The sequence below is a fragment of the Shewanella sp. WXL01 genome, from assembly GCF_012263345.1.
GTDB classification, from domain to species: domain Bacteria; phylum Pseudomonadota; class Gammaproteobacteria; order Enterobacterales; family Shewanellaceae; genus Shewanella; species Shewanella maritima.
In genome coordinates this window covers 578,675-600,189 of sequence record NZ_JAAIKQ010000001.1, presented here as the reverse complement: position 1 = coordinate 600,189, position 21,515 = coordinate 578,675, and the positions used below count along the sequence as shown (strand labels likewise).

23 protein-coding genes and 1 tRNA gene are annotated in these 21,515 nt (G+C 43.4%); 17 read left to right on the top strand and 7 right to left on the bottom strand.

The genetic code is table 11. The features are described 5' to 3' along the window. Positions 1-4: 4 nt before the first annotated feature. The 13 genes from G3R49_RS02450 to G3R49_RS02390 all read left to right on the top strand — a co-directional run bounded on the left by G3R49_RS02450 (position 5) and on the right by G3R49_RS02390 (position 9,546). Complete coding sequence (locus G3R49_RS02450) at positions 5-982, top strand: KpsF/GutQ family sugar-phosphate isomerase (protein WP_167868544.1); 978 nt, start codon at positions 5-7, stop codon at positions 980-982. Beyond that, positions 982-1,530 carry a 3-deoxy-manno-octulosonate-8-phosphatase KdsC gene (gene kdsC / locus G3R49_RS02445; protein WP_167868543.1) on the top strand — a complete coding sequence of 183 codons (549 nt, stop codon included), beginning with the start codon at positions 982-984 and terminating at the stop codon, positions 1,528-1,530. The genes G3R49_RS02450 and kdsC overlap by 1 nt, the downstream gene beginning before the upstream one ends. Beyond that, positions 1,527-2,087 (top strand): LPS export ABC transporter periplasmic protein LptC, encoded by a 561-nt coding sequence (lptC, locus tag G3R49_RS02440; RefSeq protein ID WP_130598600.1) that lies wholly within the window; start codon positions 1,527-1,529, stop codon positions 2,085-2,087. The genes kdsC and lptC overlap by 4 nt, the downstream gene beginning before the upstream one ends. Before the next feature lie 10 nt (positions 2,088-2,097). Continuing rightward, positions 2,098-2,679, top strand: coding sequence for a lipopolysaccharide transport periplasmic protein LptA (lptA, locus tag G3R49_RS02435; protein ID WP_245335254.1), 582 nt, complete (start codon positions 2,098-2,100; stop codon positions 2,677-2,679). 8 nt (positions 2,680-2,687) lie between these two features. Continuing rightward, positions 2,688-3,422: an LPS export ABC transporter ATP-binding protein gene (lptB, locus tag G3R49_RS02430; protein WP_130598602.1), complete on the top strand. Its 735-nt coding sequence runs from the start codon at positions 2,688-2,690 to the stop codon at positions 3,420-3,422. Positions 3,423-3,567: 145 nt separating this feature from the next. After that, positions 3,568-5,061: an RNA polymerase factor sigma-54 gene (locus G3R49_RS02425; RefSeq protein WP_167868541.1), complete on the top strand. Its 1,494-nt coding sequence runs from the start codon at positions 3,568-3,570 to the stop codon at positions 5,059-5,061. A 23-nt stretch (positions 5,062-5,084) separates the two neighbouring features. Next, the gene (hpf, locus tag G3R49_RS02420; RefSeq protein ID WP_130598606.1) at positions 5,085-5,372 is read left to right on the top strand and encodes a ribosome hibernation promoting factor; all 288 of its coding nucleotides are present in this window, start codon (positions 5,085-5,087) and stop codon (positions 5,370-5,372) included. A gap of 2 nt (positions 5,373-5,374) precedes the next feature. After that, complete coding sequence (gene ptsN, locus G3R49_RS02415) at positions 5,375-5,818, top strand: PTS IIA-like nitrogen regulatory protein PtsN (protein WP_167868540.1); 444 nt, start codon at positions 5,375-5,377, stop codon at positions 5,816-5,818. Beyond that, entirely contained in the window at positions 5,815-6,675 is an 861-nt protein-coding gene (gene rapZ, locus G3R49_RS02410) for an RNase adapter RapZ (protein WP_130598610.1), read from the top strand. The genes ptsN and rapZ overlap by 4 nt, the downstream gene beginning before the upstream one ends. Before the next feature lie 28 nt (positions 6,676-6,703). Beyond that, positions 6,704-6,973, top strand: a complete 270-nt coding sequence (locus tag G3R49_RS02405; protein ID WP_130598612.1) for an HPr family phosphocarrier protein — start codon at positions 6,704-6,706, stop codon at positions 6,971-6,973. 108 nt (positions 6,974-7,081) lie between these two features. Continuing rightward, positions 7,082-8,443: a magnesium transporter gene (mgtE, locus tag G3R49_RS02400; protein ID WP_130598614.1), complete on the top strand. Its 1,362-nt coding sequence runs from the start codon at positions 7,082-7,084 to the stop codon at positions 8,441-8,443. A 420-nt stretch (positions 8,444-8,863) separates the two neighbouring features. Next, a complete protein-coding gene (locus G3R49_RS02395; RefSeq protein ID WP_167868539.1) occupies positions 8,864-9,007 on the top strand; it encodes a hypothetical protein in 144 nt (47 codons plus the stop codon). Positions 9,008-9,162: 155 nt separating this feature from the next. After that, entirely contained in the window at positions 9,163-9,546 is a 384-nt protein-coding gene (locus tag G3R49_RS02390; protein ID WP_167868538.1) for a transposase, read from the top strand. Positions 9,547-9,783: 237 nt separating this feature from the next. On the opposite strand, the gene G3R49_RS02385 is transcribed toward G3R49_RS02390, so the two are convergent. Beyond that, entirely contained in the window at positions 9,784-10,392 is a 609-nt protein-coding gene (locus tag G3R49_RS02385; protein WP_167868537.1) for a hypothetical protein, read from the bottom strand. 191 nt (positions 10,393-10,583) lie between these two features. Between G3R49_RS02385 and ubiD the strand changes: the two genes are divergently transcribed. Continuing rightward, positions 10,584-12,053 (top strand): 4-hydroxy-3-polyprenylbenzoate decarboxylase, encoded by a 1,470-nt coding sequence (ubiD, locus tag G3R49_RS02380; RefSeq protein ID WP_167868536.1) that lies wholly within the window; start codon positions 10,584-10,586, stop codon positions 12,051-12,053. A gap of 77 nt (positions 12,054-12,130) precedes the next feature. Next, complete coding sequence (fre, locus tag G3R49_RS02375) at positions 12,131-12,829, top strand: NAD(P)H-flavin reductase (RefSeq protein ID WP_130598622.1); 699 nt, start codon at positions 12,131-12,133, stop codon at positions 12,827-12,829. Between the two features lie 85 nt (positions 12,830-12,914). Here the strand turns inward: fre and G3R49_RS02370 are convergent, their stop codons facing one another. The 4 genes from G3R49_RS02370 to G3R49_RS02355 all read right to left on the bottom strand — a co-directional run bounded on the left by G3R49_RS02370 (position 12,915) and on the right by G3R49_RS02355 (position 16,993). Next, complete coding sequence (locus tag G3R49_RS02370) at positions 12,915-14,399, bottom strand: CRTAC1 family protein (protein WP_130598624.1); 1,485 nt, start codon at positions 14,397-14,399, stop codon at positions 12,915-12,917. 77 nt (positions 14,400-14,476) lie between these two features. Beyond that, entirely contained in the window at positions 14,477-15,472 is a 996-nt protein-coding gene (locus G3R49_RS02365) for a WcbI family polysaccharide biosynthesis putative acetyltransferase (RefSeq protein ID WP_130598626.1), read from the bottom strand. Between the two features lie 78 nt (positions 15,473-15,550). Then, positions 15,551-16,708 carry a hypothetical protein gene (locus G3R49_RS02360; protein ID WP_130598628.1) on the bottom strand — a complete coding sequence of 386 codons (1,158 nt, stop codon included), beginning with the start codon at positions 16,706-16,708 and terminating at the stop codon, positions 15,551-15,553. 200 nt (positions 16,709-16,908) lie between these two features. After that, a tRNA-Leu gene (locus tag G3R49_RS02355) sits at positions 16,909-16,993 on the bottom strand. Between the two features lie 370 nt (positions 16,994-17,363). Here G3R49_RS02355 and G3R49_RS02350 point away from each other — a divergent pair. Beyond that, the gene (locus tag G3R49_RS02350) at positions 17,364-17,507 is read left to right on the top strand and encodes a DUF3149 domain-containing protein (RefSeq protein ID WP_130598630.1); all 144 of its coding nucleotides are present in this window, start codon (positions 17,364-17,366) and stop codon (positions 17,505-17,507) included. Between the two features lie 124 nt (positions 17,508-17,631). On the opposite strand, the gene G3R49_RS02345 is transcribed toward G3R49_RS02350, so the two are convergent. Beyond that, positions 17,632-18,243 (bottom strand): superinfection exclusion B family protein, encoded by a 612-nt coding sequence (locus G3R49_RS02345; protein ID WP_130598632.1) that lies wholly within the window; start codon positions 18,241-18,243, stop codon positions 17,632-17,634. A 196-nt stretch (positions 18,244-18,439) separates the two neighbouring features. Between G3R49_RS02345 and G3R49_RS02340 the strand changes: the two genes are divergently transcribed. Further along, positions 18,440-20,092 (top strand): ATP-binding protein, encoded by a 1,653-nt coding sequence (locus G3R49_RS02340; RefSeq protein ID WP_167868535.1) that lies wholly within the window; start codon positions 18,440-18,442, stop codon positions 20,090-20,092. 131 nt (positions 20,093-20,223) lie between these two features. Here G3R49_RS02340 and tcdA read toward each other — a convergent pair whose 3' ends face one another. After that, positions 20,224-21,036, bottom strand: a complete 813-nt coding sequence (tcdA, locus tag G3R49_RS02335; RefSeq protein ID WP_167868534.1) for a tRNA cyclic N6-threonylcarbamoyladenosine(37) synthase TcdA — start codon at positions 21,034-21,036, stop codon at positions 20,224-20,226. Positions 21,037-21,515 lie beyond the last annotated feature (479 nt).

Here is a 21,515-nt window from a genome sequence, read left to right as displayed (position 1 = left end):
ACCCATGACGAGTCAAACTCAATTGCGACAATGGGGTCGCAACGTTATTGATATTGAAAAAAAGGCATTAGAAAACCTCTACCAATATGTCGATTCTGACGCTTTCGGTCAGGCTTGCGAACTCATTTTGCAGTGCAAAGGCAAAGTGGTTGTCATGGGTATGGGCAAATCTGGTCACATTGGCAATAAGATTTCAGCTACCTTCGCCAGTACAGGCACTCCAGCATTTTTCGTTCATCCGGGTGAAGCAAGCCATGGTGATTTGGGCGCGCTGTCTAAAAACGATGTGGTGATGGCAATTTCAAACTCAGGTGAGTCAAGTGAAATTCTAACTCTGATGCCGGTTATCCAGCGTATGGGCGTACCTGTTATTGCGGTAACGGGGAAGCCAGAATCCAATATGGCAAAACTGGCTAAGCTGCATTTGTGCATCAAGGTACCAGAAGAAGCTTGTCCATTAGGCTTAGCACCTACATCAAGCACCACAGCCACTCTGGTAATGGGTGATGCCCTAGCTGTAGCATTACTGCAATCACGCGGCTTCACTCGCGATGACTTCGCGCTATCGCACCCAGGCGGCTCATTAGGTAAAAAGCTATTATTGAAAGTTGACGATGTGATGCATAAAGACGAGCGCCTGCCGCTAGTGAAGCAAGACATCACCATTACCGATGCCCTTTATGAAATCACTAAAAAAGGCTTAGGTATGGCGGGCGTAGTTGATGGCAGTAACAAGCTGGTCGGTATTTTTACCGATGGTGATTTACGCCGCGTTATCGATGCCCAGGTCAATCTAAGAGACACATCAATTGCACAGGTAATGACGCCAAACTGTGTGACTATCCAGGCAGGAATTTTGGCCGCGCAAGCGTTACAGGTGATGGATGATAAGAACATCAACGGCTTGATTGTGGTTAATGAGCACCACCAACCTATTGGCGCATTGAACATGCTCGATATGGTTAAAGCAGGAGTAATTTAATGCCTCAAAGTTTATATGGTCCAGTTAGTGACCAAATCTGGCAAAAGGCCCAGCAAGTCAAACTACTTATTTGCGACGTAGACGGCGTATTTTCAGATGGCCGTATCTACCTCAGCAATGCTGGCGAAGAGCTTAAAGCGTTCCACACCCGTGATGGCTATGGAGTGCGCTCACTGCTTGGCAGCGGCATTCAAGTTGCTGTGATCACAGGTCGCAAATCGCAGATTGTCGAAAACCGTATGACTGCGTTGGGCATCACTCATATCTACCAAGGTATTGACGACAAGTTTGTGCCATTTAAAGAACTCCTTGAGCTGTATCAAGTTACACCAGAGCAAGTGGCCTATATTGGCGATGACATGGTGGACTTACCCGTTATGAAGGCGGTAGGTCTATCAGTTTGTGTCGCTGACGGGCACCCGTTTGTTAAGCAACACTGTGATATGACAACCAGTATTAACGGTGGTCACGGCGCGCTGCGTGAGTTAACCGATCTACTTTTGCAAAGCCAAGATAAACTGGCTAGCGCTCACGGTATGAGTGTATGAGCCGAGTCACCCTCGCCATCATCGCGTTTTTTAGCGCCGCGCTTATTCTCTATTGGCAAGTACAAGCCAAGCGTAACGAGCAAGCTCTAAAAGTCGACTCAGGTGTCGACCGCCCAGAGTTTATCGCTAACGATCTTAAAACCACCACCTTTAATGATTTAGGGCAGATCGAAAGCCGAGTGAGTGCTAAACACATGGAGCATTTTGAGTCGACTAACATGACTCACTTTACTGACCCTGTTTATCTGGTGTTTCCTGAAGATGGCGAAGCACAATGGCAACTGAGTGCTAGCAAAGGTCAATTAGATAAAAATAAAGATGTGGTGACGCTCAGCCAAGATGTACTTATTGATGCAGTTGACGTTGATGAGCCTTTGCAATCGCTGAGCACACAACAGATACAATTGGATTTAAATACCTTAATTGGCACCTCTAAATCAGCGGTATTTATCGAGGGCAAAGGCTTTCAAATTCAAGGTTTAGGTTTACATGCAGACCTAAATACTCAAGAATTAACACTACTTAGTCAGGTAGAAGGACGTTATGAACCACGTTAATCCACGCCAGATGTTGTTGGCTTCAGCAATTGTTGCCCTTGGGTTTGTTAGCCCAATGAGCTCCCTTGAAGCAAAAGAAGGCGACTTACAGCAGCAAGTAAAAATTAGCTCAGTTAGCCAAAAGGCAGATATAAAAAATAACCAAATCATTTTTTATGGTCCAGTGACTGTGGTTCAAGGTTCAATCAATATTCAAGCAGATGAACTACGCGCATTTACTTCTGATAACTCTGTAACCAAAACCTTAGTCGCCACTGGTAACCCTGCGACTTTTTCACAAGAGTTAGACGACGGTAAAATCGGTACCGCTAGCGCCTCTGAAGTACGCTACGACCTCGCAAGCACCACCTTGACGCTAACAGGTAAGGCTAAGCTTGACCAAGCAGGCAGTCAGGTGACAGGCGATATCATTCGCTACAACATTGATAAGCAAGAACTCATAGCCCAAAGTAAGGGCGATGAGCGAGTGATAACCATTATCCAGCCAGAGAACTTCCAAGATCCGTCAGAGCAAGCGCCTGTCGAGCAGCAGCCTGAGCCGCAAACGCGAATAGAACAACAGCAAGAGCCATCAACACAAGGTAATCAGTAGGCTAAGTAATGACAGAGCAAATCACCTTAACGGCTGAAAACCTGGCTAAAAGCTATAAGAACCGCCAAGTAGTGAAAGACGTAAGCTTATCGGTTTCCACTGGGCAAATTGTTGGTCTACTGGGCCCAAATGGTGCAGGTAAAACCACTACCTTTTACATGGTTGTTGGACTTGTAAAAAGCGACCACGGGCGCATTTTAATTGATGCCGATGATTTAACTTCTGATCCAATGCATCTGCGTGCGCGCAAAGGCATTGGTTACTTACCCCAAGAGGCAAGCATCTTCCGTAAGCTAACTGTACACGACAACATCATGGCAGTTTTACAAACACGTAAAGAGCTAACTAAAGAGCAACGTGTTGAAGAACTTGAACATTTACTCGAAGAATTCCATATCACTCACATTCGCGATAGCCAAGGTATGGCATTATCAGGCGGTGAACGTCGCCGAGTAGAAATTGCCCGGGCACTGGCTGCAAACCCGAAATTTATCTTGCTCGATGAACCATTTGCGGGGGTTGACCCAATTTCGGTAATCGACATCAAGAAAATTATTCAGCAACTCAAATCTCGTGGTCTAGGGGTGTTGATCACTGACCATAATGTGCGTGAAACCCTCGATGTTTGTGAGCATGCTTATATCGTGAGCCAGGGCAACTTAATTGCCGAGGGGACACCAGATGAGATCTTGAGCGATCAGCAAGTTCGTGCAGTATACTTAGGTGAACAATTCAAGCTATAGTTATTGATGTTTTGGTTTCGCTCGCTCAACTACATGGGCGGCGACAGCATTAGCTTCGACTGAGTACCAATCCAGTCTCTCCTAAGGAAGCCAATTACAAGCATTAATGTGTGTCTCTTATACGATACCTAGGGATAAGTGGTAAATGAAAGCGTCACTACAGCTCAAAATGGGTCAACACCTGACTATGACCCCACAACTGCAACAGGCAATTCGCCTACTGCAGCTGTCTTCATTGGAGCTACAACAAGAAATACAACAAGCATTAGACTCTAACCCACTGCTTGAAGTAGAAGAAGAATTTTACGACGGTAAAGACGCCTCAAAAGACAAACAAGATCAAGCTGATACCGATTTTAGTGAAGCAAGCCAAAAGTCTGCTGAAACAGACACTTCCAACGTTGATCTCGCAGACTCGCTCAATAAAGAATCTATGCCTGACGAGCTGCCAATGGACACCACCTGGGATGAAGTCTATACAGCCTCACCAGTTGCCAGCACTGGCGCAACCAGCTCTGGATCACGCGACGATGATATGCCATTTCAAGGCGAGACCACAGAAGGTCTATACGAGCATTTAGAATGGCAAAAAAACCTCACTCCTTTTTCTGATACCGATTTAGCCATCGCCACCGCCATTATCGATGCCATTGACGATACAGGCTATTTAACCCAAAGCACCGAAGATATCCTTAGCGCCATGGGCGATGAAGAGGTTGAGCTAGAAGAGGTTGAAGCAGTACTTAAACGTATTCAGCATTTTGACCCCATTGGCGTTGCTGCGCGCGATCTAAGTGAGTGCCTGCTTATACAGTTAGCGCAATTTCCTAATGACACCCCTCATATTGACAATGCGCGTATGTTGATTGCCAACTATCTCGACCTAATTGCTGGCCGTGATTTTCGTTTACTTATGCGTAAAACCAAGCTTAAAGAAGATGAACTTAGGGAAGCAATTCACCTGATCCAATCATTGAATCCAAAGCCTGGTGCGGCAATCACACCTAGTGATGATGAATATGTCATACCTGATGTGTCAGTATTAAAGAAAAATGGCCGCTGGGTCGTGGAGCTTAACCCTGACAACATGCCAAAAATTGGTGTCAATCAGCATTACGCTTCTATGGCTCGTAGCACCAAAAGCCAGGCTGACAGCCAGTTTATTCGCGGTCATTTGCAAGAGGCTAAATGGTTCATTAAGAGTCTAGAAAGCCGTAATGACACCCTGTTAAAAGTGGCCAACTGTATCGTACAGTTCCAACAAGGCTTCTTTGAATATGGTGAAGAAGCCATGAAACCAATGGTACTCAACGATATTGCTGAGGCCGTCGAGATGCATGAATCCACTATTTCCAGGGTTACCACACAAAAGTACATGCATACGCCACGCGGTCTGTTTGAACTCAAATACTTTTTCTCAAGCCATGTCAGCACAGATGACGGTGGCGAATGCTCATCTACAGCTATTCGCGCCTTTATCAAAAAGCTGGTCGCCGCTGAAAATCAGAAAAAGCCATTAAGCGATAGCAAAATGGCACAACTGTTAGCGGAGCAAGGGATTAATGTTGCTCGTCGTACGATAGCGAAATACCGTGAAGCAATGCTTATCCCGCCCTCAAACCAACGTAAGAGCTTATAAGCTCAATCAAAGGAGGACGATATATGCAAATAAACCTAACGGGGCACCACATTGAGTTAACTGACTCACTCAGAGAGTATGTTGACAGTAAATTTGCCAAACTAGAACGTCATTTTGAGCAAATCAACAATGTGCACGTTATCCTAAATGTCGACAAACAAGTACAAAAGGCTGAGGCTAAAGTCAGCCTTAGTGGAGGAGAAGTCTTCGCCACTTCTGAACATAGCGACATGTATGCTGCAATCGACTCTTTGATCAGCAAACTTGACCGCCAGGTAATCAAACATAAAGAGAAGCTAACCAAGCATTAATGATGGAAATTCGTACCATCCTGCAGCCGGAGTGCACTGCCTGTGCCACTCCGGGCAGTAAAAAAAAGGTATTGCAACTCATTAGCGAAATCGCAGCAGAGCAATACACAGACCTTTCAGCACAAGAAATTTTCGAAAGTCTTGTCGCTCGTGAAAAAAAAGGTAGTACAGGTATAGGCAATGGTATCGCGATTCCCCACGGTCGTTTAGACAATATCGAGCAGCCCATTGCGGTGTTTATCAAGTGCGATGAATCAATTGATTTCGATGCCATCGACAACAAGCCTGTCGATTTACTATTTGCGCTTATTGTACCGTCAGATCAATGTCAGCAACATTTAGCGACGTTGGCTTATATTGCAGAAAAACTTAATGACAAGCAAACACTCAAACAGTTACGTAAATCAACAGATAAAACTCAACTCTATCAGGTGATCGCTCAATGAAACTGGTTATCGTCTCAGGTCGTTCAGGCTCAGGAAAGTCCGTTGCACTTAGGGTGCTAGAAGACTTAGGTTACTACTGTGTCGACAATCTGCCGATCCCATTGATCAATACATTGCTTGAGCAGCTTAAAGGCTCACATGAGCTTATTGCGATTAGCGTTGATGTGCGCAACATAAAGGAGCAAGGAAAAGTACTGCAGGCTCAGCTACAACTATTACCAGCCGATATCAGTATCACTAGCTTCTTTTTGAGCTCGAACGACAAAGTGCTACTCAAACGTTATAGCGAAACGCGCCGTTTACATCCATTGTCTAAGCAACACCTGTCTTTGCAAGACGCCATAATTCAAGAAGGTAAATTACTCGAGCCTATTTCGAATATAACTGACCACTTTATTGATACCTCCGAGTTCAACATCTATGAGCTCAGTGACAAGGTTAGAGAAATTTTGCTTGGCAGTGTCGACCGTGAACTGGTGATCAATATCAACTCGTTTGGCTTTAAATATGGTATGCCTAAAGAAGCAGACTTTATGTTTGATGTGCGCTTTCTACCTAACCCTCACTGGGAGCCTGAGCTAAGACCACTAACAGGCCTAGACAAAGGGGTACAAAATTTCCTTAATCAGCAACCTCAGGTAGGTAAGTTTGTTCTGCAAATCGACAATTTTTTCGAAACCTGGATGCCGCAACTTGAGCGTAACAACCGCAGCTATGTCACCATCGCGATAGGTTGTACTGGTGGTCAACACCGCTCAGTGTTTATTGCTGAACAAGTAGCAAAACGCCTTAGCACGCACATCAAACACAAAATACTTGTGAGTCACCGCGAGCTAAGCACGCCAGCACAAAGCTAGCCTATACTTATAAAAAGTGCACAACCCTATGCTGCAACGACAAATAACCATATCTAACAAGCTCGGGCTGCACGCTCGCGCAGCAACTAAACTAGCAACCCTAGCTGCGAAATTCGACGCCGAAATAACGCTTATCCATGGCGACAAGCAAGCAAGCGCAGCCAGCGTATTAGGGCTATTAATGTTGGAAAGCGGTGTAGGAAAAACCATTACCCTCACAGCTAGCGGTAATGATGCTCAGGCTGCACTCGATGCAGTAAGCGCATTGATTGATGCTAAGTTCGAGGAAAACAGTTAACCCTCTGTGATACAAGCGAATTTTTAACATCAATATCATAAAAATGAATTAGTGGTACTCGACTTGATAAGCTACCATTAGCAAAATTTTTTTGGGGAGAGTCTACCAATGGGTGTCGAAGTTTTAGATACAGAGCTAACAGAGCAAAGACTCAATCAACTCACCCAGGCCCTAGGAAGCGGCATGTTTGTCCACGTGCGCAACATGCTGCACGACATGGCACCTTCAGACGTTGCCCTCATTCTTGAGTCTTCCCCACCTCGCAGCCGTCAAGTACTATGGCAATTGATTGACCAGGAACAAGCTGGAGAAATCTTAGAAGAGCTTGGTGAAGACCTAAAAGACGCCCTCATTAGTAATATGACGCCGGAGCGGTTAGCGCAAGCAACCGCCGGTATGGATACCGACGACCTCGCCTACATTCTGCGCTCATTGCCTGATACCGTTTATCATCAGGTGTTGCAATCAATGACCAGTCAAGACAGGCACAGAGTTGAACAAGCATTGAGTTACCCAGATGATACTGCGGGTAGTTTAATGAATACAGATACAGTTACCCTTCGCCCTGACGTTAACATTGATGTTGTACTTAGATACCTGCGCCAACGAGGGCATCTACCTGATGCCACAGACATGCTGTACGTAGTCGACAGGCGCGACCAAGTACTCGGCGGTGTAAGACTATCTGATTTATTAACCTGTAACCCTAGTATGTCGGTGCGCGATGTCATGGATATTGAGTTAGAGAGCATTCCTGTCGACATGCCAGCTAATGAAGTGGCGCAACTGTTCGAGCGCCATGACTGGATGTCTGCACCCATTGTTGATAGCGATGCCAAACTGCTTGGGCGTATCACCATTGATGATGTGGTTGATGTTATTCGTGAAAATGCAGAGCATGACATGATGGGTATGGCAGGTATGGACGACGCTGAAGATACCTTCGGCCCCGTCGTGAAAAGTACCTTCAAACGTTCATTATGGTTAACCATTAACTTGTTTGCCGCCTTACTTGCCGCCTCGGTGAGCAACATGTTCGAAAACACCCTTGAGCAATTCGCTACCATTGCAATCTTAATGACCATTGTGCCGAGTATGGGCGGCGTTGCAGGTAACCAAACCTTAGCACTGGTGATCCGCGGTATTGCCCTTGGACATATTGGCCAAAGTAACTCGCGCTGGCTTATTGGCAAAGAGCTAGCCATTGGCTGTTTAAATGGGGTTATGTGGGCAGTATTAGTATTTGCGGCCGTATGGCTTTGGAAAGGTGAGATAGCCTTAGCTGGGCTCATCGGCGGTGCTATGCTGATCAATATGACAGTAGCAGGCTTAGCCGGTGCAGGCATTCCACTTATTCTTAAAAAATTCAATATTGATCCAGCATTGGCTGGCGGCATGGTATTAACCACTGTCACTGATGTCATCGGCTTGTTCGCGTTTCTAGGCTTAGCTACAGCCTTCTTAATGTAGCACCTCACTCTATCCAAATATGCTTAAGCCGCTTGCGGCAAACCGTCTGCTCAGCCAGCCCTTCAAAGTCCAACATTGGTGCATTTGCACTAATTTTGGGCTCTCTGATTTTCCCCCTAAAAACACAGCAAGCGTAAACTACTGATATTATTGAATTTAAAAACATTTCCGAGTTGGCACAAAGCTTTCTTATAGTTATATATACCCCTAAAGAGGTATTCACCTAAATTAACCTGAACTAGGGCAAATTAGGATGAGATGACATTGTTAAGAAAAAAACAGGGAGAACAAAGCGCTAGCAAGGATAGCTTTAAAGCGCTAACTGTTGAGTCTAGGTGCAAATGCTAAATACGAAATGCTGATCGTTTCATGTTAACGCAAAGCGGCACCTTGTAGTCATTAGGATATATGGAGTTCACTATGATGCGAGTACACAACTTAAATAGTAAAAAATTGCTGTTGCCTATGTCTGACTTGTTGATGAAAGTTCGACGTTTTTACCAGCAAGAGCAATATTTTTATCGTCATTTAGGTATTAGCACTTGGCCAATTAACAGACGCTAACGGTCAACATTAAGCACAGGACATAAGCATCAAAGTTATTTTGCCCCTAAATACTCAGTTACATAAGAGCTGACTCAGTTACGTAAGACACTGACTAATAGAAACAATAAGTCTATAAACCGGCAAAATGCAGTAACTTAATTTAAGGAAGTACAATGCAAAACCTAACCACTAAAGCGCCAATAGCTAGTGAAAACACCAAGGTTAGTGATAATGAAAATAACTCACTAACTTCACTTTTAAACCGAGCTTCGAGTGCTGAAAGCCGTAACACACAAGTCACCGCTAGTCGCAGGCATCATGAGATTTCCATGCAGCAAACACTGGTTTATGAGGTTATTCATCACAACAAACTAGTATCACATGTAGCTAAAGAGCATGGCATCTCGTCTAAAAAGCTTTACCAATGGGTTAAGGCTGCGCAGTCTTCTGCCAACGACAGCAAGCAGCAACAATGTGAACAACTCAACTTACAGATAGCGCAGCTGCAACAGCAACTTGTAAGCCTTAACCATCAGCTACATGCCCTGCAGGCATGAGGCCGAGCCTTATTATATGTATCTAGCAAAGCTATAAATTAACGACATTTGATTAGCGGCCTTGAGCTGCACGAGTTTAATGACCAACTCCTGAAACACTATCGAGTAGTCATTAAGAATAAAGTTAGATACGCCAGTTCCGGCAAGAGTGAAGAAGTTAATTCCCATGTCCCCCAGCATGTTGAGTTAACACGCAAACTGCAAACAACACCGCAAATTCTTTCACTCTTGCCATTTTTATTCTTCTTTAGAGGCCGTAGAGGCTGGTCCTTCTGGTATCGATGTTTCTTGAACCAATGTTTCTGGTTCATGAACCACCATGTACCTTTGGGCCTGCCAATCGTATTGGTAAGTCACGCCCTGCCACTCATAAAAAGTCTGTGGCCCTTTTATCACCACACGCGCATTAGCAGGTAAGCTATGTAGCCCCTCGTCGTAACTAATACTTGTCGTGACCCTTTGCGGCGGTGCAATTTTTTTAGGTTGAATAATTTTAGGTTGGCGATAACGCTCACGGTAAGGGTAACGATTATCCCAATGTCTGTTGCGCCAATAACCCCAGCGCCAAGGATCATTACCCCAATAGCTATCGTGCCACCCATTATGACGCCATGGGTCATAATAACCATTGCTCCAGCCAATACCTATGCTCGGGCCGCGATAATTATTCCAACCAACACCCCAACGCCAGCCGTCATTATGGTGAACTTGTGATACACCATTCACACTCGTCATTAATGCAGTATTACTTGCCTTTATTCCAAGCGGTAAGCAAGCTAACAAAACGCCAGCGAACAAGGTATTCAAACGTAAAACAGGATTTGTTTGGTGGTGAGAGAGCAACATCTTTCCCTCCAATTAAGTCATAGCTAATAGACCATACAATTCATCTTACTCCTTTCCCCCGCCTTGTCGATACGAACTCATCAGTCAGAATAACGAATATCACAAGCATGACTCAGATCAAATGCCTTAACCCACTTAGTTAAAGATGCTATAGTGCGCCCCATCAGGGACTTTATATTGGATATTGAATCATGAGCTTTAAAGATTTACGTAGCTTCATCAAACACCTAGAAAAAGAAGGTGAATTGAAGCGCATAAGTCACCCTGTCGATCCTCATTTAGAAATGACTGAGATTTGCGATCGCGTCCTACGCGCAGGCGGTCCTGCAATCTTATTCGAAAATCCGACTAACAACTCAACTCCCGTGCTAGCTAACCTATTTGGTACCCCAAAACGGGTGGCGATGGCATTAGGAAAAGACGACCCGTTAGCTCTTCGAGACGTTGGTGAATTACTGGCATTTTTAAAAGAGCCTGAGCCACCTAGGGGCTTTAAAGACGCCATTTCAAAAATCCCTATGTTCAAGCAAGCACTGAACATGCCACCAAAAACCGTGCGTAACCCAGCGTGCCAAGAAATTGTATTAACAGGCGATGACGTTGATTTAACCCAGTTGCCTATTCAACATTGTTGGCCAGGTGACGCTGCCCCGCTAGTTACCTGGGGATTAACCATTACTAAAGGCCCAAGACAAAAGCGCCAAAACTTGGGTATTTATCGCCAGCAACTGCTAGGCAAAAATAAGCTGATTATGCGCTGGCTCGATCACCGAGGCGGCGCGCTCGACTTTAAAGACTTTAAAGAAAAGCACCCTGGGGAGCGATACCCTGTTGTTGTTGCTCTCGGAAGCGATCCTGTGACCATCCTTGGTGCAGTAACCCCTGTACCAGATGCCATGAGTGAATACGCCTTTGCAGGTCTACTACGCGGCGAGCGCACAGAAGTGTGTAAAGCAATAAGCTGTGACCTAGAGGTTCCTGCAACCAGCGAGATTATTTTAGAAGGCTACATAGAGCCAGATGAAATGGCCGAAGAAGGCCCTTATGGCGACCACACAGGTTACTATAATGAAACTGACTCATTTCCAGTATTTACCGTTACGCATGTTACCAAGCGCCGCGACGCTATCTATCACAGCACCTATACCGGCCGTCCACCCGATGAGCCTGCCATGCTTGGTGTGGCGCTAAACGAAGTGTTTGTGCCAATCTTGCGTAAGCAATACCCTGAAATTATTGACTTCTACCTTCCACCGGAGGGATGCAGTTACCGCATGGCGGTGATCTCCATTCGCAAGCAGTATCCTGGTCATGCCAAGCGTGTAATGATGGGCGCCTGGTCGTTCCTACGTCAATTTATGTACACCAAGTTCATTATCATTGTGGATGAAGACGTGAATTGTCGTGACTGGAACGATGTAATTTGGGCGATCACCACCCGTATGGATCCAACTCGCGATACCGTGATGGTAGATAATACCCCTATCGACTACCTTGACTTTGCCTCACCGGTGGCTGGTCTAGGATCAAAAATGGGGCTTGATGCCACCAATAAATGGCCTGGCGAAACAGACCGTGAATGGGGTACTCCCATTGTGATGGACCAGGATATCAAAGATAAAGTTGATGCAATGTGGTCTGATTTAGGGCTGGATAACTAATACCATCATCAACCTACAAATACGCCAATAAAGGCAGATAGAAAAAACCTTCATAGAAAGGGTCTAAAGGAAATTAGATGAACACCATTCGTTGTAAAATCAATCAGGTCGCAGAGTTTAACGAAGCGGTTTACCAGGTTACCTTAACGCCAGAACAGCACTTTGACTTTAAAGCGGGTCAATATTTATGTGTAGTGATGGGCGAAAAAGACAAACGCCCTTTTTCAATTGCTTCAGCGCCAACTAACACAACGATTGAACTTCATATTGGCGCCGCGGTATCTGAGAGCTACCCAATGCAAGTGGTTGAACGCTTAAAGTCACAAGACTATATCGACATCGAAGCGCCAGCAGGCGATGCCTACCTCCGCCACGAAAGCGAGCGCCCACGCCTTCTTGTTGCCGGCGGAACCGGCTTCTCTTACATCAAGAGCATTGTTGAAGACCAAATCCAGCGTGAGCAAACCATTCCAACAACCCTTTACTGGGGCTGTCGCAATGAAGATGCCATGTACTATCAGGAAATAGCTCGCCAGTGGCACCAAGAGCAAGACTGGTTAACCTTTGTTCCGGTTGTAGAACATGCAACTGAGACTTGGGATGGCAAAACGGCTAACCTTCTTGAGCAAATCAAAATTGATTTTAACGACTTAACTGACTTTGATATTTACATTGCCGGCCGCTTTGACATGGTAGGCGCCGCCAGAGAAGTATTTAGAGAGGTCGGTGTAGACGAAGCACATCTATACGGCGACGCTTTCGCGTTTATTAAATAAACGGGCAACAATTAACAACTTAGTCAAGCTATTCAAAACCGGCTATAAGCCAACTTTGAATAGCTTTTTTGATTTCGAACTAGACTTACTCTTTTAGAGTATTGAGCTGATTCAATTTTATTTCTGCATGTTGAGTAACTACACCGCTGGGCCAGTGAACATGAGCTACGACATCGGTATAGCTCTGCAATCCAAAGTGGAGTGGGCTACAGCCTCTTGAGCGAAAGCCGCCTTGTGAACCGTAATACTGCTGGGACGATAACAACTGCCCATCTTTTCTATAAAGCTCGACTCTAGCCCCAAACCCCATACGATTACTTGCAGCGCCCTCAAGTGACAAACTGACCCAAGCATTATCTGTCTCAGTGGTATTTTTCCAAAGAATGTGACCATCCAGTCTATCCGTTGCAAAGTCGAGCAATCCGTCACCATTAAAATCAGCTAAACTTGCATCGCCATTGGTGTCGGTATTAATGTAAGGACCTAACGTAGACTCTATTTGATTGAAGCGACCTTGCCCTGCATTCTTGAACAAATAGATATCGTCCGCTTTGTTAATAACAATGTCTACCAAGCCATCGTTATCCAAGTCCGCAAAAGCAGTACCCATTACATTTGTTTTGACACCGTTAGTCCAACCATGAGACTGGCTAGCTAAGCTAAAGCCACCACCTTCATTTATATACAAATAGACTGCACCTGCTAAGCTACTAATTAACAGGTCTGGATAACCGTTATTGGTTACATCAGCCCAGTTAACCGAGTAGCCCTGAGCGCTCTCTGGAACCAAATCAATAAGCTGATGCTGTGAATAGCGACCTTCACCTTGACCAAGTAACAAGTTAAAAGGTAATCCTGTTGCAACGTCAGGAATACCGTCAAGATTGACATCTTGCCAACTTACACGCGCACCAATTTGCTCAAGTTCTGGATAGTCATCAGACGGAATAAACGTACCATTGCCAATATTAATTTGAACCTCGTTGATAGTGTCGTAGTTGGCGATATATAAGTCGAGCAAGCCATCATTGTTTAAATCAATCCAAGATGCCGTTCGCCCTCGCCCTTTCGGGTTTATAACAGATCTCTCAGAAACGTCGATAAAGCTAAAATCACCGTTCCCCTGCAACAATTCGTCATACTTTAAACCTATCGTATCTCCCTTATTAGCCCCATGAGTGATAAATAAGTCGATAAACCCATCATTATTGAAATCACCACAAACAGCCCCATGACGATCGTTCTGACTTGGATAAATCCAATCTGATTGCCTAAGCCCCGAGTTTGCTATGTGATCTTCATATTTCCCTTGAGAATTGCTTTTTAACAATTGTGGGAACTTAGCATGATTCATAAATATCAACTCAGGAGTTTGAGCGTTAGTAAAATGCCCCCACAAAACACCATAATCTCCTAACCGATCATGGTTAGGTAAATGATGGGAAACATCAGTAAAAGAAATTTTGGCATCTATTGGTTTAGGTAGGCTGGTTTCGTTTGAGTCGGAGCCACAACCCGACACGGCAAGTAAAGCCAAAGTAAGTATTTTAAATCGAAAAGCCACACCCATAGTCACCCCAAATTACTACCGTAACCAAATGAAATTAATAAAAATGATAACTTAAACTTCTCTTATTACTTGTAAAGCTATTTCACCTTTTTTGAATTAAGGTACTTTGTTTTATACGCCTCAATAAACTTAGGTCTAGATGCATATATGGAATAACATTGATGAACAAAATTGGGAATATCGACTTCCTGTTGCAAATGCGTAGTTTTACCATATTTTTGATTCAAGCCAAGCATAGGGTTTGCTCGCATGACTAAATTATTTAAGACTTCTCGATTCACAAAGCGACGGTTATACTTAATCTTGAGGTGCTCTAGAATACGCCCTACCTGAATATTCAATAGTTTGGAACTAGGGTGATTAAATGTATGGAAGAGCATCTCCCCATCCTGAACCCCTTGCTCAATAACATCAGTCATTTTTATATCGACCTCTTGCTCCCTATTTCTAAGCTCAGCAATTGACCGCTCACCTACAGAAAAATAACTTTGGCGATTAAACTCGATATCAAAGTAACGTTCAATTGCTTGACGCTCTGAGCCACCTTCAATGAAAGTTTCGATCACGGTTCGATTATGGTAGTCACCAACTGGACTCTTTAATCTCACGCCATTCAAAACAGGGAAGTAGCACCAATCAGGATGATAACCTTCGTAAAACAAATTGAGATACCTAACTGTCTTGTTGCCGTATCGAGACAATATTTCTTTAGTGTTAATACCTTCAAATTTATCATCAACATTTTGAGTAATGATGAAATCAACCTCGTCCAATGACTTATACAAACTGTCATCATGGTTCTTGTAAAGGTGAGCAGAAATAACTTGCCTAGCCACTAGGCTTTCAGCTCTCTCTTGGATAAAGTTTGCAACAACTGTTGCTTGACAATTCCCAATGATGACAAAGGTCTTTAAATTGAGCTTTTCTTTGAGTTCTTGATAATTTTTACGTATTAATGACCCATTAGGACGATGAGATAAAGCCACGGAAAAGAGTTTAAATGCCATTTTAGGATTGCGCCGCCTTAAGAAGTTAGCAGCATCTCTTATATCATCGATTTCCCTTTCATTCATACTCTACTCCATTGCAGGTGATTGACTTGTTCTCTGAGGGACAAAACCGACCCAAAAGTCCATAAATTATTCAAATTATTATTTTTTACTCAAAACACGTTTCAAAAAGCGGTTAAAAAAAACAAACAGGTTTTTGGTAGCGTCCCCACTGCCAGATCGCGGCTGCTCAATGTTTACAGCTAAAGTCAATTTACCAGCCTTGAGCGCACAGTCATACGTTGATAGTTTCTGATTTATTAACTCGCCATAAGGACGATACTTGTGAGCAAGCGTCATCAACCTCAGACTGAGCCTTAAATCTGATGACTCAAGAGCAATAGCTGCATCTCGCAACAACTCAACATTTCTATCTTGAACAGCCTTAGATTCGTCAAAAATGCCATCGCTTAACTTAATTAGAACATGCCTAATCGCAGCGTCAGCTGTATCTTCATTCCACATATCTTCATTGCGCTTAGGGTATCGACTAAAGTCCTCGTCAAACCCCTGAATACCATTTAAATACTTATCGAACAGTTGTTGATTTGAATACTTGAATTGTTCGTAAAAAAGACGCATTTGCTCTGCACTTGCTTTCGACGGAGCTGAAGGAGGGGCTCCTTTCAATAGGACAGGCTTGAGATGATGTAACTTAAGTTGATTAATAATGTGACCAAGCTTGACCTCGACAATTCCCGCCGACTCATTTGCTCTAATCACTTCAGATGGCGCTACATTCACACCGACCAAACTAGCAAAATCTAAAACTACATCTCCATCAACTAGCTTGCTACGCTGGAATATTCGTACGGTAACATTGAAGAATTGCCCCCACTTTTCTGCAATATCAAAGTAATTCAATTCAACCGCAGAAAATGTTGGAATGGCGCCTTGACCTCCTCGTGACAAGCCATCACCGTGTTTCGCAACTTGCTGATAACGCGACACTTCAAACTCATCTTGCCTTCTGAAGTAAATAATTACTTCAACATCAAAATCTGTACTAATGCTCTCGTGAAGCGCTTTAACAGCAGCAGCATCGGCAAGGTAGCTCCACTCACTTGAGTAGATTATTTTTTTATACTCCCTTCCCGCCTCCAACCTAGCCTTAAACTCATCTGGATTATCAAATATCTTCGCACCATTTTCAGAATCAGAGAAAAAATAAAAGTCCCCTCGCACCTTGCTAAGCGTACGTTGAATAGAAGTCGAACCAGTCTTTCCTGTCCCAATATGAAGATATAATTTCTGCATCATGTATGTTCTCTACAAACATTTAGTTAGCAAGTATGGTCAAATTAACGAAACTAACTCGAGTGTGTCATTTTACTTTTAACTATACAAATCACGAATTAAACATGACTCTAGATAAATGTCTTAGTTCATACGACGAGATTCGAGATTTAACTCTCTGCACATACAAAAAAGCCCCAACTTTCGTTGAGGCTTTTAAATAATGGTACCGGAGGACGGACTTGAACCGTCACGCTCGAAAGCAACGGATTTTGAATCCGTCGTGTCTACCAATTCCACCACTCCGGCAAAGTGATGTAGCAAACTTTTCAGTATGCAAAGGATTAGGTTTAATCTAAAGCTAATCCTTTGAACACTCACTCGAGCTTAATAATATTTCTTTATGTCAAACATCATTAAGCAACTGAGTGCGAAGAATTATACCTTTACCGAGTGTAATGGCAAGTGCTTTACCTACCCTTTTAACTAAATGCATAGCAACTGCTCAAATCTCCCTCAACTCATCATCAAGCTAGCTAAAATGTGAGCAACCGCCCACTGAGCCAAATCAGGTATTTAAAATACCCGTACGCTGGCCAAAATATTGATCGAGATCATAAATGTAATTAGCTAGCAGCATTATCATAACAATGACTTCACTAATATAGGAAAACGTAACATGGCATTTTGGTTAGATTTAATGTTTGGTAATCCAATTGGCTTGCTTTCCATGATCGTCATTTTCAGCACATTTGGCATTATTTCCTACCTAATGTGGATGTTTGTGGTGAAGTCAGCTCCAAGCAATAACGATACACAATAATAAGCTCACTCACCTAAATATTAGAGGGCCAATGTAGCCCTCTTTTTATTGCCCTTAACACCAAAAATCACCCTACAAAAAAGCCGTCTCAAGGACGGCTGACAAGTATTGACTCAATTTGGGCTTACGCTGCGTGCTTGCGAGTCTGAACCAGGCTATTAATATAATTCGGTCTTGCCTTGAGTAAATGACTCATCTCTTCAGCTGATGGCTCACCACTGGGCAAACGAAGTACTTCACGATTTAAAAATACCCGTGCTTTCATCGAAATTTTGTAATCTGCAGTAGGCCCTTGAATCGCGTAATGGCGATCATTTCCTAACTTCTCAAGAATATTGGTTTCTAACAAACTGCGCACAGCCAACTCATTTTGTGGCAAGGTCAAAATCGTTGAGCTTTGTAAGAAAAACTCACGTAACAATGCTCGCTCTGACGGGTCTAACAAGTTTACTTTAGCTTGAATAACCTCAGTGGTTTTCTTTTCTTTGAGGTAAGCAATCGACTCATCAGCAAAAAATGACACTAACTGACTTAAAAAATACGCAATACCGACCAGTAAGCCCAAACCAATAAAATGATTATACTGTTTTACCACGGCTGCAATACCAAGGTTTTCCAGCACATGAACCGGTACAAAAAGCATACTTGCGCAAGCTATCACCCACCAAAGCATGGTTGAAGCAAAAAAGCGCTTACCAGAAGAAACCGACAGTTTAGTTAGATCGATCTTTTTCATAATTCACTCACAGCGTCAGAAATTTGTTCCCGATAGAGCTTGAGCAATTTTGATGCCAATAAAGCTAGTGCGAGTATAATTAATTAAGTCATTGAGCAATATACCGCCTAATTGAATAAAACCTAGCCGAAACAGGCATTTTGCAGTAATTTGAATATACTTAAACTCAAGTGACTCTAATTATTAAACAAAACCCATGCTGACATTTTCACGACAACTGCTCAAAAGCCCCATTGGACGGAAGCTTATGCTGTCAATCGTGCTTTTTAGTTCCTTGATCACCCTGCTAACTACCATTTACCAGCTTTTTAACGACTACAATAGCGATGTTTCACGGATCGATCGCGCTTTTGAGAGTGTCGAAAAGGTTAACTTGGATGTACTTGCAGCTAGTATTTGGGTGATTGATGAAAGACTAATCAATACCCAACTCAATGGTTTAAGCCAACTTCCCGACTTTACTTACATCTCCATCAAAGACGATAGCGGGCAAGAATGGCAGTCGGGTAACTTCAAGCAAAAAGGTGTCATCGAGCAAGAGTTTCCACTGATTTACAGAAACAATGACGAAATTCAGGTTGGCACCTTATTAGTTCAGGCAGACCTCAACAACGTATACGATCGCCTTTACGACAAAGCCATCGTAATCTTACTATCCAATGCGATTAAAACTTTCCTCGTAGCTGGCTTCATTTTGTTTCTAGTATGGTTAAACATTACCAAACACTTACACCGCCTAAGTGAGTATTGTGCGCAAATTAGCCTAGATAAGCCACTTGAGCCGTTAAGCTTTTTACGTAAACCTGCTGACGATGAGTTCGCACAGGTTGCTGATGCCATTAATACCATGCAGCAACAAGTACGCGCCTCGTTTGCTGCAGTGCAAGAATCTAAAGAAGAGTTGCAAGAAGCGCTGGAAGATAGGGAGCGCCTGCTTGAGCTAGAGCGCAGTTATAAAGACGAACTGGCAAGGCAAGTTAAAGAGCAAACGAAAGAACTTGAACAATCACTTTTAATCTTAAAACGTGCGCAGCAAGTGCTAGTCGAACAAGAAAAAATGGCGGCACTTGGCGGCTTAGTATCTGGTGTAGCCCACGAGATCAACACGCCGATCGGCATTTGCTTAACAGCAGCAAGCTCTCAGCTTGCCCATGTTGATGAGCTAATTAAATTAATCCACAGCGACCACGCTACGCTTGAAGAGATTAACTCGATCCTTGAAGAGTACCAACAAAGCTGCCAGCTGATTGTTAACAATATTACCCGTGCAAGTAGCTTGATCCAAAAATTCAAAACCGTCGCAGCTGAGCAAAGTAATGAGAAAAACACTGAATTCAACCTCAAACAACAACTCACAGATATTGCTGAGTCGACACAAATTATGTTCTCGCCTCAAGACGTAGAAATTGGTATTAATGCTAACCAGGATCTGTGGGTGAGTAGTAATCAAAGCTTACTGAATCAAATCTTTAGTAATATTTTATCGAATGCATTTACACATGCCTTTATCGGCGTCGAGATCAGCAAGATCCTAATTAACGTAGTGCAAGACGGGGACACCATAAAAGTTGAGATCCAAAACAACGGTTTACCCATTCCTGAAGATGTTGCCGAACATATGTTCGAGCCATTCTTCACCACAACCAGAAACAAAGGTGGCACAGGATTAGGCCTATCAGCTGCATTTAATGCCGCAACATTGCTAAAAGGCACGATTCAATACGAAGCCGAATCATCACTTGGCGGCCCGATGTTTATTGTGTGCTTTCCTAAAGGTATGGGTGACAACGAAGATAATCAGCTGGTAAACGTTGACGGGGATACAGGTAACTTCGAGAGCTTTGAATAGTTTTGACACTCAATAAGAATCGTTCGAATAAGCGGGCAAAGCTTAACGAAGCCTAGATTTCAACGAGATTAAAGTTAGAGATAGGAAAAAGCCCAATGCGCAGCATTGGGCTTTGTCGTTTTAGCGCCTATTCACATGGCATTGTTCGCTTTTAGCGTCAGTTTATCTAATACGCGCGCAACGGCTAAGTAGCCAAACGTGCCGGTAACCATAGTGACACTACCAAAACCTGAGGCACAGTCCATCCTCGCACTGCCTTCCATGCTTGCTTTTGCTGCGCACACACTGCCATCAGACTGTGGATAAACCAGGTGCTGGGTCGAGAATACCGCATCAACAGCAAAACGACGTTGTAGATTTTTGCTAAAGTTATAATCTTTACGCAAAATACTGCGCACTTTAGCAAGCAATGGATCTTGAATAGTTTTGGCAAGATCAGTTACCTGGATTTGACTGGGGTCAGTTTTCCCCCCAGCTCCCCCAATCGTCACTATGTTAATTTTATTGCGCTTGCACCAGGCAATTAGGGCAGCCTTTTGCTTCACTGCGTCAATGCAATCAATCACGTAATCAATATCACCACCATTTTTGTGGCTTACAAACAGCTCACCTAGGTTATCTAGCGTAACGAAATCTTCTATCTGATTAACCTGACATTCTGGATTAATCTCAAGAATTCGCTTAGCCATTACCTCAACTTTCGACTGCCCTATGGTTGAGCTTAGCGCGTGTGCTTGGCGGTTAATATTGGTGACACAAATGTCATCTAAATCAATTAGGGTAATCTTGCCTATGCCGCTACGAGCCAACGACTCTGCAACCCAGGTGCCTACACCACCAATGCCAACAACACAAACGTGAGCTTGGTGAAACTCATTCAACGCAGCCTGACCATATAAACGACCAATACCACTAAAACGATTTAAATAGGCAGAAGAGAGCATGAAAACCCCAAAGCTAAAAATTGACGGCGAATTTTATATCAATTGTGACAAATAGCGAAGCACTTCTGGCTAAATGAATTCATCTAAACTAACCGTGATAACTCAGCTTTTAACTCGTTGCTTGAATGCTAACCTTAGCAGCCTAAATCCCCCAAATTGGAATATACGACGTTATCCAATTTTAAGCTTCTAACCCATTAATTAATGGCGAGTTTCATATGCACCAAACACAGGTGTCAGCAACTTTCTCAATTCAAAATGAGTAACTGACACTATAAAGCTACGACAAACGTGAGCAAGGTCGCACAACATAGTCCAAACATTTGATAAATCTCACATTTAAACTAGCGTTTTAACCAAAGGAATTGTCCATTAATAAAAACAACCCCAATGCAATTGCGTCACAAAACAAGATCTCACGAGCAACAACCAGCAAACAAAACCTTAACATCAGGCTGATTTTATTGAAAAAAACTATA